We start from the raw sequence: 15,288 nt of genomic DNA, 5'->3' as shown, positions 1-15,288 counted from the left end.
GCCGCTTCAGACGAGCCCGACCACCAAAGGTCCGAGCAAGGTCAGCAGCACGTTCGCCAACGCATACGTGATCGCGAACGGCACCGTCGGCGCGGCGCTTTCGGCTTTGTCGAGCACGCCGCCGAACGCCGGATTCGCACTGCGCGAACCGGTGAGCGCGCCCGCGAGCAGCGCCGCGTTGTCGTAACGCAGGACGTAGCGGCCGAAGAGCATCGTCAGCACGAGCGGAAACAGCGTGACGAACACGCCGAGCAGGAAGATCGTCAGCCCGCTCTGTTTCACCGTGACGACGGCCTGCAAGCCGGAATTCAGCCCGACCACCGCGACGAACGCCGCCAGTCCGAAATCCTTCAGCAATTGCGATGCGGCCGGCGGCATCACGCCGTACATCGGATGCTTGCCGCGCATCCAGCCGAACAGCAAACCGGTGAGCAGGCAGCCGCCGCCCGAGCCGAGCGTGAGCGGCACGCCGCCTGCATCGACGACGATCAGCCCGATCAGCAACCCGAGCACGATACCCACGCCCATGTAGATGAAATCGGTCTTGTCGGAATACGGCAGTTCGTAACCGGCGGCATCGACGGCGCGCTTCGTGTCCTGCGGCGCGCCGTAGAACGTGATGACATCGCCGTGATCGAGCGTCGTCTCGGGCAGCACCGGCAACGGATGCCCCGCACGCGTGATGCCGTGGATATACACGCCGTGCCGAATGTCGCGATCGACCGTCGCGCGCACGTCGGCGATGCTCACGTGGTTCATCCCGCGCTTCGTGAACACGCCCTGACGCTTCTGCATGACGACGCTGCTGCCATCGGCGTCCGCGATTTCCTCGCCGATGTGCGCCGTCGCGCCCGCCATCGCCTCGCGCCGCCCGACGACGAGCACGATATCGCCCGCTCGCAATACGAAGTCCGCGGCAGGCTCCAGCGCGCGCCCGCCGCGCCGGATGCGCTCGACGGTGATCATGTCCCGGTCGTCGACTTCGACGTGCGCGACCGTGCGCCCCGCCGCGCCATCGTGCGTCACGCGATACGTGCGTCCGACGAGCGCGGGCAACGCCGAAATCTGCCCTGGTCCGGGACCGGACGCCCCGCCCGCGAGCGCCTTCTCCGCTTCGATCGACGCATCCCTGAGACTCTGCCCCATGAACTTCGGCAGGATGTTCACGCATACGATGATCGCGCCGAGCGAGCCGAACACGTACGTTACCGCGTACGCGACCGCGACGTCGGCCTGCAACGCCTTGGTCTGATCGGCGGGCCATCCGAGCCGCGCGATCGCATCGCCCGCCGTGCCGATAATCGCCGATTGCGTCAGCGCCCCGCCCGCGAGTCCGGCCGCTAGCCCCTTGTTGAGCCCGAACAGCTTCGCGCAGACGATCACGCTCGCGAGCGCCGTCACCGCGAGGAACAGCGCCATCGCGATTTCGCGCAGCGTGCGGCGGTTGATCGAGCTGAAAAACTGCGGGCCGGAGTCGTAGCCGACCGCGTAGATGAACACGGCGAACATCACGGATTTCACGCCGTTGTCGATCTGCACGCCCGCCTGGCTCACGATCACCGCCGCGATCAGCGAGCCGCCCACGCCGCCCAGTTGAAACTTGCCGAAGCTGATCTGGCCGATCAGATAACCCGCCGCGAGCGAAAGAAAGAGCGCCGATTCCGGCGCTTTCTGGAAGATGTCGTGGAGCCATTCCATACGGTCAGCCCAGTTTGCTCGCGAGCCCGACGATCACCGGGCCGAGCAGCGGCAACAGCACGTTCGAGAGCGCATACGTGATCGTGTAGCCGATCATCGGCGTCGCGTTGCCCGTCACGCCGACGAGCGCGCTGATCGCGGGCGTGCTGCATTGCTGCCCCGCGATCGCGCCGAGCAGCATCGGCACGTCGAGCTTGAGCAGCCATCGTCCGATGAAGAGCGACGCGAGCGCCGGCACGAGCGTGATGACGATGCCCGCGACCGGCAGCGCGATGCCGTATTCGCGAACGAGCCGCAACGCGTCCGGGCCCGCCGACAGCCCGACCGCCGCGATGAACGTGCACAGGCCGAAGTCCTTCAATATCTGCGCCGCCGCCGAGGGCAGCGAGCCGGTCAGCGGATAACGCGAGCGGATCCAGCCGAACAGCAGCCCCGCGAGCAGGCAGCCGCCGCCCGTCCCGAGCGTGAGATCGATGTCGCCGGCATGTACCGACAGCCGCCCGACCGCGATGCCGAGCAGCACGCCGAGCCCGAGGAACACGAAGTCGGTCTTCTGCGTCGCGCGGATGATGTAGCCGAGCCTGGCCGCGCCGCGCGCGACATCCTCCTTGTTGCCGATGAGCGTCAGCACGTCGCCGCGATGCACCTGCGTGCCGGCGAGCGCGGGAATCGTGCTGTCGAGACGCGTCACGGCCGCGACGAAGACGCCGTGGGCGTCGGCGGGCGCGGCGCGGGCGCGCACCTGGGCGAGCGTGAGGCCGTGCAGTTCGCGCCGCGTGAGCATCACATCCGTGCGTTCGACATAGACATCGGAGACGCCGTTGCCGAAAACTTCCTCGCCGATCGCGGGAATCGCCTCGACCAGCGCCTCGCGCCGCCCGCCGACCACGACGAGATCGCCCGCCTTCAGCATGACCGCCGCTTGCGGCTTGATGACCGAGCGGTCGCGCTGCACGCGCTGCACGCTGATGTTGTCGCGAAAGCGCTTCTCCAGGTCGCCGACGGTGAGGCCCGCGGCGGCCGTCACCCTTAGCTCGCGGCCCGCGAGCGGCGGCGCGGCGGGCGTCTGCCCGGTGCCGAGCGCGCCGTCGCCGCCCAGCTTGCGCCACACGCGCTCCGCTTCGTCGCGCAGATTCACGCGCAGGATGAGCGGCGCGAACTGGCTCGTGAACAGCACGATCGTGACGAGGCCGAACAGATAGCTCACGCTGTAAGCGGTGACGATGTTCGCCTGCAGCCGCGCGGTATCTGTCGTGGACAGGCCGAGCCGCCCGATGGCCTCCGACGCCGTGCCGATCACCGCGGATTCCGTCGCGCCGCCGGCAAGCAAGCCGGCCGCCGTTCCCGCGTCGAGTTTCAATATGACGGCGGCGCCGAGCACGAGCGCGACCACGACGACGATCTCGACGATCGACAACGCGCCGTAACGCCAGCCGCGCCCGATGTTCGCGAAGAACTGCGGGCCGCCGGTGAAACCCAGCGCGAAGATGAAGAGCGCGAATGCGATGTTCTTGAGATCGGGTGAAATGCGCGCGCCGCTTTGTCCAAGAATCAGCGCGACGACGAGTGTGCCGCAAACGCCGCCGAGCTGAATGGGGCCGAGCTTCACGGACCCGACGAGATAACCAATAGCGAGGCTCGAAAATAGGGCGATTTCAGGATGCGCCGCAAGCAGAGTCCAAATCATGACGTCAACCCGTGTTTTCGAATTTCGAACGTAATCGCGGCATCGATATATCCATCAATATCCGAAAAGAGAAACGGGTTTGCACCAAAAGTTTTTATCGGCATTTACCGGGCGATATATAAAATCTCTTTCGGCCTTGAGTGTTACTTCGATGCGTTCGCACGCGGAAAGCGCGCAGAAAATGCCGTTTTTTAAGCAAATTAACCATACAGTCCTAATCCGCGAAAGATTTACGAAATACATGCATTTCGTACATATCGCATTTCGAACAGCGCTAAATTAGTTTTCGAAACATGCGTCTTCGCTATTAACAGCGGCAATAACGATGCGGTAAATTTATCGCTCAATGGAAATTTGATATTGCAAATTTGGTTAGCCCTAAATATTATCGACTTAACGCGAGATTCAAGAACCGGACACAAAGTTGTCCTAGAACAACATGTCCGGCCCGTGTGGTAAAACCTGAGAGGGCTAAATGATGAATCAGATCCATGCAATGCGTGTGTTCGTGCGCGTGGCAGACACGGAGAGTTTTCGCCGCGCTGCTCAACAACTCGATGTCTCGAATGCGCTCGTGACTCGGGCAATCGCGATGCTCGAAGCGCATTTGCGAACACGTCTCATCAACCGCACTACCCGCAATCTGTCTCTCACGGAAGCGGGCACACGCTATCTCGAGGGCTGCCGCGCGTTGCTGGAGGAACTGGATCATCTGGAATCCACAGTCACGCACACCGAAGGCGAGCCGAGCGGCACTTTGCGCGTCGTTGCATCCAGCGCGCTTTCGCTGCTCACGCTGACGCCGCTCATCGACGGCTTCCGCAAGGTGTACCCGAAGGTCAACGTGCGGCTCACGCTCGCGGAGCGCCATGTCGATCTCGTCGAGGACGGCTATGACGTCGGCATCGTCACGGCGTTCATGGTGTCGAGCACCGCGCTCATCGAGCGGCCGGTCGGCACCAGCGCGCTCGTGACGGTCGCGACGCCCGCGTTCGTCGCCGAGCACGGCACGCCCGCCACGCCGACCGATCTGCAAACGTTGCCGTCCGTCGGACTGCCGAACGAAATGCGCAGCCAGACCTGGCATTTCCGGCATCGTCACGGCGCCGCCGATCAGGTCACGCTCGCGCCGGTCTACACGGTCAACAACGCGCTGATGGTGCGTCTCGCCACGCTGAAAAGCATGGGCTTCTCGATTCTTCCCGAAGGCATCGTGCGGGCGGACATCGAAAGCGGCACGCTCGTCCGCCTGCTCGACGGCTATTCGATCGACGACCCCGACATGAAAGTGTCGATCGTATATCCGGGGCGGCAATATCTGCCCGCGAAGACGCGCTTTTTCATCGACTATGCGCTGGACTATCTCGGCCGGGAATTCACCGCGCAAGGCGGCACGCGTCCCGACGAAATCATCCGCCCGACCATGCCGGCGATGATGCCGATGCAGGCGTTGCGCAACGCGACCGCGACCGCCAACTGAAGCCATAGCAAGCACAAGGGCCAGCACGGCGTTTTACCGCCGTCTGACCCAATCTCCCGATCGCACCGCACAACTAAGCTTCGTCCAGCGCCGAATCGGGCGGCGCTCAACCCTCCCCGTACTCCGCATTCGACGCATCCGGCGCCGCGCACATCTCGCGCAGCAAGGACGCCTCGCGCTCGTGCACTTCAACCGGCATCAACAAGGCGCCGGCATAGGCCATGTAGCGCGCGCGATGCTGGCCGTTGCGAAACGCCACGACACCTTCCCGATGCACGCCCAGCAACCCGAGCAGCCCGGGCGAGCGGCGCACGCTGATCGTCACGTAGGGCATTTCGGGCACGCGCGGATTGTCCGGATCGAGAAACTCGCGGATGCCGCGCACCTTGCCCGCGTGCCAGTCGTCGACGGCCTTGAGCACGTAGTCGGTGTCGTCGCGATCGGCGCACGCGAGGAGCTTCCTCACGTCGACGAGCACGACCTGATGACGCGAGCCATGGTCGGTGAACACCCGCTTCAGCCGCACGAAGTCGTACTGCGGATGGCTCTGCAATCTGACGATCCAGACCGCTTCTGCGGCGGTCGGCGCAACCATCGTGTCCATGTTCGGCATAGGAAGAAGACTGCGGCGCGCGCGCCCCGTGCGCGCGTGTTTCGCTGACAAGCAGCCTGAACGACCGCCGCTGAACAGGCGCTCGGGCTAAACAAACTTTTACACCCTAGACGCAATTCGTGAAAGCGCCATGACGGGCACGGCATGTGCTTTTGTTGCCAGAATCGAACACATGGACATAGCCTGCGAGATCGCTTGTCATGTGACTTTCATTCACGGCACCGATCAACGACTCGTGGACACTTCTTCCGATCTCATCGTCGCGCGGCCCGAGGGTCTTTTCTGTGTGCCGGGCAACTTCCATATCGACCCGTGGCGGCCTGTCGAACGTGCCGTCATCACGCACGCGCATGCCGATCACGCGCGCTTCGGGCACACGCATTACCTGGCAGCCGAGCCGGGCGTCGGCGTGTTGCTGTCGCGGCTGCCGGGCATCGATGTTCAAGCGCTCGCTTACGGAGAAGCAATCGTCGTGAACGGTGTGCGCGTCTCGCTGCATCCTGCCGGGCACGTGCTCGGATCGGCGCAGGTGCGCGTTGAACACAAGGGCCGCGTGTGGGTCGCGTCCGGCGATTACAAGGTCGAGCCCGATCCGACCTGCGCGCCGTTCGAGCCGGTGCGCTGCGATACGTTCATCACCGAATCGACGTTCGGGCTGCCGATCTATCGATGGGACAGCTCGCGCGATGTGTTCGACGGCATCGACTCATGGTGGCGGCATAACGCGGCGCAAGGCCGCGCGTCGGTACTGTTCTGCTATTCGTTCGGCAAGGCGCAGCGCGTGCTCGCGGGCGTCGATGCCGCCATCGGTCCGATCTTCTGTCACGGCGCGGTCGAGCCGCTCAATCGCGCGTATCGCGAATCGGGCGTCGCGTTGCCGCCGACGCGCCTCGTCAGCGAGATCGCCGCGAAAGACAAGGCCGCGTTCAAGGGCGCGCTGATCGTCGCGCCGCCGTCCGCGCAAGGCAGCACCTGGATGCGCCGCTTCGGCGAATACAGCGATGCCTTCGCGTCCGGCTGGATGCGTCTGCGCGGCACGCGGCGCCGCAAGGGCGTCGATCGCGGCTTCGTGCTCTCGGATCACGCGGACTGGCCCGGCCTGCAGCTCGCCATCGGTGCGAGCGGCGCCGAGCGCGTGATCGTCACGCACGGACAGATCGAGCCGATGGTGCGCTGGCTCAACGAGCAAGGCCTCGATGCGGGCGCGTTCACGACCGAATACGGCGACGACGCCATCGAAGCCGATATGGCGCAAACATCATGAAGCGCTTCGCGACGCTCTACGCCGCGCTCGACGCGACGACATCGACGAACGAAAAGCTCGAAGCGCTGATCGCGTATTTCTCGGGCGCGCAAGCCGAAGACGCCGCGTGGGCGTCGTACTTTCTCGCAGGCGGCAAGCCGCGCCAGTCGGTGCCGACGCGCCTGCTCACCGAGTTCGCCCGCGAACGCGCGGGCTTGCCGGAGTGGCTCTTCGAAGAGTCGTATCAGGCGGTCGGCGATCTCGCTGAAACCATCGCGCACGTTTTGCCGCCGGCGTCGGGAGAATCGTCGCTCGGACTCGCGCAATGGATCGAGGAACGCATCCTCACGCTGCGCGGCGCGGATCCGTCCGAATTGCGCGAGCGGCTTCTGAGTTACTGGGACGAACTCAACTGGAGCGAGCGTTTCCTGCTGACGAAGCTGATCGGCGGCGGCTTTCGCGTCGGCGTCGCGCGGCAGCTCGTCGTGCGCGCGCTCGCGCAGGTCGCGGGCGTCGATCATAAGCGCATCGCGCAACGGATGGTCGGCTGGACCGATTCGCGGGAGAAGCCGAGCGCCGCGCGCTATCTTCGGCTGATCGCGCCGGCAGCAGAAGGCGATGACGTCGACACGCCGCACGAAAGCGATATCGGCCTGCCGTATCCGTTCTTTCTCGCGCATCCGCTGCAGGCCGATCCGGCGACGCTCGGCTCGCCCGACGACTGGATCGTCGAATGGAAATGGGACGGCATACGCGCGCAGCTCGTGAAGCGCGCGGGCCGCGTATGGATCTGGTCGCGCGGCGAGGATCTCGTCACGGAGCGCTTTCCGGAGCTCGCGTCGCTCGGCGAAGCGTTGCCCGACGGCACCGTGATCGACGGCGAAATCCTCGCGTGGGAACCGGGCGCGGACGCGCCCTTGCCCTTCGCGCGACTGCAGCCGCGCATCACGCGCAAGTCGCTCACGAAGAAAGTGCTGGCCGATTCCCCCGCCGCGCTGCTTGCCTACGATCTGCTCGAAATCGATGGCCGCGATCTGCGCATGGAGCCGCTGCACACGCGGCGCGCGCAACTCGACGCGCTCGCGTCGTCGCTTGCGGTGAATGTCTTGCGCGTGTCGCCGGTCGTGACGGCATCCGACTGGACTGCACTGGCGAAATTGCGCGACGAAAGCCGTGCGCGCGGCGTCGAAGGATTCATGCTGAAGGAACGCGCGTCGATGTACGGCGTCGGGCGCACGAAGGCGTCGGGAACGTGGTGGAAGTGGAAGATCGATCCGTATGCGATCGACGCCGTGCTGCTCTATGCGCAGCGCGGTCACGGCCGGCGCGCGAGCCTGTACACGGATTTCACCTTCGCCGTCTGGGACGAAGCCGACGGCATGCGCACGCTCGTGCCCTTCGCAAAAGCGTATTCAGGACTGACCGACGAAGAAATGCGCCAGGTCGATGCGATCGTGCGCAAGACGACCATCGAGAAATTCGGGCCGGTGAGAAGCGTCACGCCGACGCTCGTCTTCGAGATCGGCTTCGAAGGCATACAGGCGAGCCCGCGTCACAAATCGGGCATCGCCGTGCGCTTTCCGCGCATGCTGCGCTGGCGCACCGATAAAAAAATCGAAGACGCCGATACGCTCGACATCCTCAAGGGCTTTCTGAACGAGGCCACGGCATGAGCGAGTCCGAATCGGCCGGCGAGCGCAGGCACCGCGCGCCGCGACCTCGACGCGTGCCGCGCACGCGTGCGGCGCAGGCAAAACTCGATGCCGCCGCCGAATCCTTCACGCCCGCGCCTTTCGCGTACGACGCGAACGAAGCTGCAAAGCCAATCGACGAACGCATCGCGCGCTGGTTCGACGAGCGCGGCTGGCAGCCGTTCGAATTTCAGCGCGAAGCGTGGCGTGAGATCGAGCGTGGCGCGAGCGGCCTGCTTCACGCGACGACGGGCGCGGGCAAAACGTGGGCCGTGTGGCTCGGGGCGCTCGCGGCTTTCGCGCGGTCATCGAAAGCCGATAAGAATCCCGCGCCGCTCACCGTCCTCTGGATCACGCCGATGCGCGCGCTCGCCGCCGACAGCGCCCGCGCGCTGCAAAGCGCCGTCACTGCGCTGAACGTGCCGTGGACGGTCGGGCTGCGCACCGGCGACACGTCATCGACGGAACGCGCGCGTCAGAGTCGCCGGATGCCGTCCGCGCTCGTCACGACGCCCGAAAGCCTCACGCTGATGCTCACGCGCGCCAACGCGCAAGAAGAACTGAAGCATCTGCGCATGATCGTCGTCGATGAATGGCACGAACTGCTCGGCAACAAGCGCGGCACGCAGACGCAACTGGCGATCGCGCGGCTCGCGCGCTGGCGTCCCGATCTGCAGATCTGGGGCTTGTCCGCGACGCTCGGCAATCTCGCGCTCGCGCACGATGCGTTGCTGCATCCGGTGAAGACGCCGCGCGTCGTGGTGCGTGGCGCGCAGCCGAAAACGCTCGTCGTCGATACGCTGATTCCCGAAACCATCGAGCGCTTCCCGTGGGGCGGCCATCTCGGCGTGCGGCAAGTCGGTCCCGTCGCCGACGAAATCGAGCGCGCGCAAAGCTCGCTCGTCTTCACCAACACGCGTTCGCAATCGGAAATCTGGTATCGCGCGCTGCTCGAATTGCGGCCCGACTGGGCCGGCTTGCTCGCGCTGCATCACGGATCGCTCGACAAGGAAGTGCGCGACTGGGTCGAACTCGGCTTGAAGAACGGGCAACTGAAGGCGGTCGTGTGCACGTCGAGTCTCGATCTGGGCGTCGATTTTCTGCCGGTCGATCGCGTGTTTCAGATCGGCTCGCCCAAAGGCGTCGCGCGTCTGATGCAGCGCGCGGGACGCTCGGGGCACGCGCCGGGCCGCGTATCGCGCGTGACGATCGTGCCGACGCATGCGCTCGAACTCGTCGAAGCGGCCGCGGCGCGCTGGGCGATCGAAGAGCGGCGCATCGAAGGACGCGACATGCCGTTGAAGCCGCTCGACGTGCTCGTCCAGCATCTCGTGACGGTGGCGATCGGCGGCGGCTTCACGCCCGCCGACATGCTCGACGAAGTGAAGAGCGCGTATGCGTATCGCGATCTGACGCAGCGGGAATTCGACTGGGCGCTCGCTTTCGTCGAGCGCGGCGGCGCATCGCTCGCGGCGTATCCGGACTTTCATCGCGTAGTGAAGGACGATGACGGCGTGTATCGCGTGCCGCGCGAAGACCTCGTGCGCAGGCATCGCAACAACGTCGGGACGATAGTTGCAAACGCAACCATCAACGTCGCCTATATGACGGGCGGGCGCATCGGCGCGATGGAGGAGTCGTTCATCTCGCGCTTGAAGCCCGGCGATGTCTTCACCTTCGGCGGACGCGCGCTCGAACTCGTGCGCGTGCGCGACATGACCGCGTATGTGAAACGCGCGACTTCATCGCGCGGGGCGATGCCGCAATGGGCGGGCAGCAAGATGCCGCTGTCGTCCGAACTGGCCGATGCCGCACTCGTGATGATCGCGCGCGCCAACGACGGCATCTACGACGAGCCGGAAATGCGCGCCGTCAAACCGCTGCTCGATTTGCAGGCGAAGTGGTCCGCGCTGCCGGGGCCGGGCGTGCTCGTCGTCGAACGCGTGCGCTCGCGCGAAGGTCATCACTTCTTTTGCTATCCGTTTGCGGGGCGCATGGCGCATATTGGCCTGGGATCGCTGATCGGATGGCGCGTCGCACGCGATCAGCCGAGCACGTTTTCGATTTCGATGAACGATTACGGCTTCGAACTGCTGTCGGCAAAACCGTTCGACTGGGAGACGCTCATCGCGGAAGGGCTTTTTTCCCCGGAGAATCTGGAGCACGACATTCTCGCGAGCCTCAACGCATCCGAATTGTCGGCGCGGCGTTTTCGCGAAATCGCGCGCGTGTCGGGGCTGATTTATCAGGGGCATCCGGGACAGCAGAAAAGCGCGAGGCAATTGCAGGCGTCGAGCGGATTGTTCTACGAAGTCTTTCGCAAGCACGACAGCAGCAATCTGCTGCTTGCGCAGGCCGATCAGGAAGTGATGTTGCAGGAACTCGAACTCGGCCGCATCCGCGCGGCGCTCGAACGCATGAGCGCGAGCCGCCTCGCGCTGCATGCGCCGAAGAAGCCCACGCCGTTCGCGTTTCCGCTGATCGTCGCGCGCTTGCGGGAAAAGGTGAGCACGGAGAAGCTCTCGGATCGCGTCGAGCGCATGCTCGCGGATCTGGAGAAGGCGGCGAAGACATAAATGGAAGCTTTGACCATCGATGTAAACGGCCACGCGCTCGTCCTATCCGCCGATCGCGCGGCGTTCGATCCGCACGCCCGAAGCCTTTTCATCGCCGATGCGCACTTCGGCAAGGACGCCGTGTTCCGCGCGCGCGGCATTCCGGTGCCCGTCGGCACGACCGGCGAGAGCCTCGCGCGGCTCGATGCGCTCGTCGCGGCGCATCGGCCGGAATCGATCGTCTTTCTCGGCGACTTGCTGCACGCGCGCGAATCCCACGCCGACGAGACGCTCGACGCCCTCGCCGCGTGGCGCGCGAAGCATCGCGAACTCGCGCTCGTGCTCGTCGAAGGCAATCACGACAGGCACGCGGGCGCGCTGCCCGCGCTGTTCGGCGTCGATGTCGTGAAGGAACCGCACGCGCTCGGACCGTGGGCGCTTTGCCATCATCCGCAGACGGTCGATGGCGCTTACGCGCTCGCGGGACACGAGCATCCGGTGTACCGGCTCGCGACGCGCGTCGACAGCGCGCGTCTACCGTGCTTCCGCTTCGGCCCTCGCGCGGGCGTGCTGCCGGCGTTCGGCGCGTTCACGGGCGGCTTCGAAGTCAACGGCGGCGTGCGCGGCGAAGCGCTCTACGTGATCGCGGGCGAGCGCGTGTTCCCGCTCAGTGATAGACGTTCGTCGACGATTGCAGCTTCGTGAGCTTGCCGCGCTGCAAGCGGTACCAGCCGAGATTCGACTGCATCACCACCTCCTCGCCTTGCCAGAACACGCGCTTGACCGTCATGCGCTGGCCGGCGCGCTGCACGAGCGGCGGATGGCGGCGGAAATCGTAGAGGATCGGGCCCGAACCGGTCTGCACGAGCATGCGCGTGACGGTGTCGCTCGTGCCGGAAGTTTCATCGAAATGGACGACGCGCTTCGCGTCGAAGCGATCGAATACCTCTTTGTCGATGACCGCGGCCATGCCGGATTCATCGCGGAGAAAGTGCAGCGTTCCCGCCTGCGTTGCGATGGGCCCGGCGGCGTCGCTCTGGGCGAACGCAAGCGTAGCGATGAACAGCGTGCCGGCGGCTGCCGCGTGAATACAGAATTTTTTCAGTGACATCTTTCGTTCAAAAAGTTGCTGCGTTTTACCAACACTGCGACCAACACTGCGCGGCGCCCCCGACGCGCAAGGAATGCGAGGCCGCGAGCGTGTTACCGGAAACATCTGACGCATGGCGGCGCAGCGTTTGCAAGAGTCGTGCGCCGCTGCCGCGTCAGAAAGAATATCCGTTCGGGCCGGAGCATGGATCGGCCGATCGGAATAAGGGTTTATACCAGCGTCGAAAATGACGTTTCGGTACAATTCGAGCCTTCAACTCCGCCTCGGCGCCTGCATCGCTCAATCCGACGATGCGCCCAGACGTGACATCTCCTTCTCTTCCGCCATGCCTCTGCCTCTTCTCGCTCTCGCCATTGCCGCGTTCGGCATCGGCACGACGGAATTCGTCATCATGGGCCTGTTGCCCAACGTCGCGCGCGATCTCGCGGTGACGATTCCGGCGGCGGGCATGCTCGTGTCCGGCTATGCGCTCGGCGTGACGGTCGGCGCGCCGATTCTCGCCGTCGTCACCGCGAAGATGCCGCGCAAGAAGGCGCTGATGAGCCTGATCGGCGTGTTCATCGTCGGCAATCTGCTGTGCGCGCTCGCGCCGAACTACTGGGTGCTCATGGGCGCGCGCATCGTCACCGCGCTCTGTCACGGCGCGTTCTTCGGCATCGGCTCGGTGGTCGCGGCCGATCTCGTCGCGCCGAACCGCCGCGCGCAGGCCATCGCGCTGATGTTCACCGGCCTCACGCTCGCCAACGTGCTCGGCGTGCCGCTCGGCACCGCGCTCGGCCAAGCGGCCGGCTGGCGCTCGACGTTCTGGGTCGTCACGCTGATCGGCGTCGCGGCGGCGGGCGCGCTGCATGTGTGCCTGCCGAAGCACATCGAGATGCCGGAAACCAGCATCCTGCGCGAATTCGACGTGCTCAAGAACCCGCAAGTGCTGATGGTGCTCGGCATCAGCGTGCTCGCGTCGGCCAGTCTTTTCTCGGTGTTCACGTATATCACGCCGATTCTCGAAGACGTCACGGGCCTTTCGCCGCACGCGGTCACGTATGTGCTGCTGCTGTTCGGTCTCGGCCTGACGGTCGGCAGCACGCTCGGCGGCAAGCTCGCGGACTGGAAGCTGCTGCGTTCGCTGCTGTCCTTCCTGCTCGCGATCGTCGCCGTTCTGACGATCTTCGCCGGCACGATGCATCAGCCGGTCGCCGCGATGATCACGATCTTCTTCTGGGGCGTGCTCGCCTTCGCGATCGTGCCGCCGCTGCAAATGCTGATCGTGAACCGCGCGAGCGATGCGCCGAATCTCGCATCGACGTTGAACCAGGGCGCGTTCAATCTCGGCAACGCGACGGGCGCGTGGCTCGGCGGCTGCGTGATCGGCGCGGGCGCACCGCTCACGTCGCTGCCGTGGGTCGGCGTACTGATGGCGGTGAGCGCGTTCGGCCTGACGCTGCTCTCGGCGACGCTCGACAAGCGCGCGCGCCGCCTTTCGATCGGACAACCCGCCTGAGTTCCTTCGGGCGGTACGTTGCATGAAAGGCATTCTCTCGCGCGATTTTCTCGCGCTGATTCTGAGCGTCGCGGTTGTCGGCCTGGGGCTCGGCGCGACGCTGCCGCTGACGTCGCTCGCGCTGACGCAATCGGGTTTTGGCACGGACATCGTCGGCTGGATGACGGCGACGCAGGCGCTCGGCGGGCTCATGGTTGCGCCGGTGGCGAGCCGCTTCGCGGGGCATTTCGGGGCGCGCGAGACGATCGTCGGCACGGTGATCGTCGCGGCGTTCTCGACTATCGCGATGCAGTTCACCGTGAACCTGTGGCTGTGGGCCGTGCTGCGTTTTCTGTGCGGCGCGGCGCTGATGCTGCTTTTCACGATCGGCGAAGCATGGGTCACGCAACTCGCCGACGACTCCACGCGCGGCCGCGTCGTCGCGATCTACGCGACCAACTTCACGCTCTTCCAGATGACGGGCCCGGTGCTCGTCAGCGTGATCGGCGGCTTGCCGTCGATGCGCTTTGCCATCTGCGGGGCGATCTTTCTGCTGGCGTTGCCCGCGCTCGCATCGATACGCGGCGCGCCGCACGCGCTGGCATCGGAAGAAGGCGAGCACGGCGACTGGCGCAGCGTGTTGCCGCGCATGCCCGCGCTCGTGATCGGCACGGGCTTTTTCGCGCTCTTCGACACGCTCGCGCTCTCGCTGATGCCGCTTTTCGCGATGTCGCACGGCGTCGGCGAGGATATCGGCGTGCTGTTCGCATCGGCGATCCTGCTCGGCGATACGACGATGCAGTTCCCGATCGGCTGGCTCGCCGACCGCATCGGGCGCGCGAAGGTGCATGCGGGCGCGGGCGTGGTCGTCGCGCTGCTGCTGCCGCTTTTGCCTTGGGCGATCGCGTATCCGTGGATCTGCTGGCCGATGCTCTTCGTGACCGGCGCGGCGGCGGGCAGCGTGTACACGCTGTCGCTCGTCGCGTGCGGCGAACGCTTTCGCGGACCGTCGCTGGTCTCGGCGACGGCGATTGTCGGGGCTTCGTGGAGCGTCGCGAGTTTCGGCGGACCGATCGTCGCGGGCACGCTGATGCAGCGCGTCGGCGCCGATGCGCTCATCGGCGTGCTGACGGCGGCCGCGTGCGCGTTTCTCGCTGCTGCGTGGTGGGAGCGGCGCGGTTAGGAGTTCGAGCGTGTCGTTCGGCGCGAGGTCGGCGGTATACTTTTCCGGCCTTCAATTCCGCTACGAGGCATCAAGGAAACGTATGAGCGCTTTACCTCCCTGTCCGCAATGCCAGTCGGCATTCACCTATGAAGATGCGGGCATGTACATCTGTCCCGAATGCGCGCACGAATGGTCCGCGCAGACGGATACCGCATCGGAGCCCGCCGCGAAGGTCTATCGCGATTCCGCGGGCAACGTTCTTCACGATGGCGACACCGTCACCGTCATCAAGGATCTGAAGCTCAAGGGCGGCGGTGGCGTCGTCAAGATGGGCACCAAGGTCAAGAACATCCGGCTCGTCGACGCCGATCACGACATCGACTGCAAAATCGAGGGCTTCGGCGCGATGAGCCTCAAGACCGAGTTCGTCAGGAAAGCCTGACCCGCAACGACCGGCCGCGGTGTTTCACCCGCGCGCCGGCAAAATCCGTCCCGCGCATTCGCCGAAGCCCACGCGATATCCCTCGCCCTGGCACCATCCGCGCAGGGTGATTTCATCGCCGTCCTG

The 15,288-nt window shown here is 65.3% G+C and carries 12 protein-coding genes; 8 read left to right on the top strand and 4 right to left on the bottom strand.

Annotated features, from left to right (window positions below):
• Window positions 1-6: 6 nt before the first annotated feature.
• Both aspT (NCS67_RS02310) and aspT (NCS67_RS02305) read right to left on the bottom strand, forming a co-directional pair.
• Window positions 7-1,698: an aspartate-alanine antiporter gene (aspT, locus tag NCS67_RS02310; protein WP_250433940.1), complete on the bottom strand. Its 1,692-nt coding sequence runs from the start codon at window positions 1,696-1,698 to the stop codon at window positions 7-9.
• A 4-nt stretch (window positions 1,699-1,702) separates the two neighbouring features.
• Window positions 1,703-3,385 carry an aspartate-alanine antiporter gene (gene aspT / locus NCS67_RS02305; RefSeq protein ID WP_250433931.1) on the bottom strand — a complete coding sequence of 561 codons (1,683 nt, stop codon included), beginning with the start codon at window positions 3,383-3,385 and terminating at the stop codon, window positions 1,703-1,705.
• A gap of 475 nt (window positions 3,386-3,860) precedes the next feature.
• On the opposite strand from aspT (NCS67_RS02305), the gene NCS67_RS02300 reads away from it, so the two are divergent.
• On the top strand, window positions 3,861-4,865 hold the full coding sequence (locus NCS67_RS02300) for a LysR family transcriptional regulator (protein ID WP_239295376.1): 1,005 nt from the start codon (window positions 3,861-3,863) through the stop codon (window positions 4,863-4,865).
• Between the two features lie 106 nt (window positions 4,866-4,971).
• Here the strand turns inward: NCS67_RS02300 and NCS67_RS02295 are convergent, their stop codons facing one another.
• Window positions 4,972-5,478 (bottom strand): plasmid fertility inhibition factor family protein, encoded by a 507-nt coding sequence (locus NCS67_RS02295; RefSeq protein ID WP_008351228.1) that lies wholly within the window; start codon window positions 5,476-5,478, stop codon window positions 4,972-4,974.
• Between the two features lie 235 nt (window positions 5,479-5,713).
• Here NCS67_RS02295 and NCS67_RS02290 point away from each other — a divergent pair, with 235 nt between their 5' ends.
• The 4 genes from NCS67_RS02290 to pdeM are packed head-to-tail and all read left to right on the top strand — an operon-like array spanning window position 5,714 to window position 11,672.
• Window positions 5,714-6,742: a ligase-associated DNA damage response exonuclease gene (locus NCS67_RS02290; RefSeq protein WP_034473003.1), complete on the top strand. Its 1,029-nt coding sequence runs from the start codon at window positions 5,714-5,716 to the stop codon at window positions 6,740-6,742.
• Window positions 6,739-8,394 carry an ATP-dependent DNA ligase gene (locus NCS67_RS02285; RefSeq protein WP_250433929.1) on the top strand — a complete coding sequence of 552 codons (1,656 nt, stop codon included), beginning with the start codon at window positions 6,739-6,741 and terminating at the stop codon, window positions 8,392-8,394. Before NCS67_RS02290 ends, NCS67_RS02285 begins: the two co-directional genes overlap by 4 nt.
• Window positions 8,391-10,988, top strand: a complete 2,598-nt coding sequence (locus tag NCS67_RS02280; protein ID WP_250433927.1) for a ligase-associated DNA damage response DEXH box helicase — start codon at window positions 8,391-8,393, stop codon at window positions 10,986-10,988. Before NCS67_RS02285 ends, NCS67_RS02280 begins: the two co-directional genes overlap by 4 nt.
• A complete protein-coding gene (gene pdeM / locus NCS67_RS02275; RefSeq protein WP_008351232.1) occupies window positions 10,989-11,672 on the top strand; it encodes a ligase-associated DNA damage response endonuclease PdeM in 684 nt (227 codons plus the stop codon).
• On the opposite strand, the gene NCS67_RS02270 is transcribed toward pdeM, so the two are convergent.
• Window positions 11,635-12,078: a hypothetical protein gene (locus tag NCS67_RS02270; protein ID WP_250434582.1), complete on the bottom strand. Its 444-nt coding sequence runs from the start codon at window positions 12,076-12,078 to the stop codon at window positions 11,635-11,637. The genes pdeM and NCS67_RS02270 overlap by 38 nt on opposite strands.
• A gap of 325 nt (window positions 12,079-12,403) precedes the next feature.
• Between NCS67_RS02270 and NCS67_RS02265 the strand changes: the two genes are divergently transcribed.
• The 3 genes from NCS67_RS02265 to NCS67_RS02255 all read left to right on the top strand — a co-directional run bounded on the left by NCS67_RS02265 (window position 12,404) and on the right by NCS67_RS02255 (window position 15,162).
• The gene (locus NCS67_RS02265) at window positions 12,404-13,576 is read left to right on the top strand and encodes an MFS transporter (protein ID WP_250433925.1); all 1,173 of its coding nucleotides are present in this window, start codon (window positions 12,404-12,406) and stop codon (window positions 13,574-13,576) included.
• A 22-nt stretch (window positions 13,577-13,598) separates the two neighbouring features.
• Window positions 13,599-14,738, top strand: coding sequence for an MFS transporter (locus tag NCS67_RS02260; protein WP_250433922.1), 1,140 nt, complete (start codon window positions 13,599-13,601; stop codon window positions 14,736-14,738).
• Window positions 14,739-14,820: 82 nt separating this feature from the next.
• Window positions 14,821-15,162, top strand: a complete 342-nt coding sequence (locus NCS67_RS02255; RefSeq protein WP_008351239.1) for a zinc ribbon domain-containing protein YjdM — start codon at window positions 14,821-14,823, stop codon at window positions 15,160-15,162.
• Window positions 15,163-15,288 lie beyond the last annotated feature (126 nt).

The organism is Caballeronia sp. ATUFL_F2_KS9A (assembly GCF_023630765.1).
GTDB classification, from domain to species: domain Bacteria; phylum Pseudomonadota; class Gammaproteobacteria; order Burkholderiales; family Burkholderiaceae; genus Caballeronia; species Caballeronia zhejiangensis.
This window is presented reverse-complemented; position numbering and strand designations above follow the sequence as displayed.

Bases quoted from the DNA above. Each gene is read 5' to 3' on its own strand.
- aspT (WP_250433940.1), bottom strand. From the start codon at position 1,698: ATGGAATGGCTCCACGACATCTTCCAGAAAGCGCCGGAATCGGCGCTC.
- aspT (WP_250433931.1), bottom strand. From the start codon at position 3,385: ATGATTTGGACTCTGCTTGCGGCGCATCCTGAAATCGCCCTATTTTCG.
- NCS67_RS02300 (WP_239295376.1), top strand. From the start codon at position 3,861: ATGATGAATCAGATCCATGCAATGCGTGTGTTCGTGCGCGTGGCAGAC.
- NCS67_RS02295 (WP_008351228.1), bottom strand. From the start codon at position 5,478: ATGCCGAACATGGACACGATGGTTGCGCCGACCGCCGCAGAAGCGGTC.
- NCS67_RS02285 (WP_250433929.1), top strand. From the start codon at position 6,739: ATGAAGCGCTTCGCGACGCTCTACGCCGCGCTCGACGCGACGACATCG.
- NCS67_RS02280 (WP_250433927.1), top strand. From the start codon at position 8,391: ATGAGCGAGTCCGAATCGGCCGGCGAGCGCAGGCACCGCGCGCCGCGA.
- pdeM (WP_008351232.1), top strand. From the start codon at position 10,989: ATGGAAGCTTTGACCATCGATGTAAACGGCCACGCGCTCGTCCTATCC.
- NCS67_RS02270 (WP_250434582.1), bottom strand. From the start codon at position 12,078: ATGTCACTGAAAAAATTCTGTATTCACGCGGCAGCCGCCGGCACGCTG.
- NCS67_RS02265 (WP_250433925.1), top strand. From the start codon at position 12,404: ATGCCTCTGCCTCTTCTCGCTCTCGCCATTGCCGCGTTCGGCATCGGC.
- NCS67_RS02260 (WP_250433922.1), top strand. From the start codon at position 13,599: ATGAAAGGCATTCTCTCGCGCGATTTTCTCGCGCTGATTCTGAGCGTC.
- NCS67_RS02255 (WP_008351239.1), top strand. From the start codon at position 14,821: ATGAGCGCTTTACCTCCCTGTCCGCAATGCCAGTCGGCATTCACCTAT.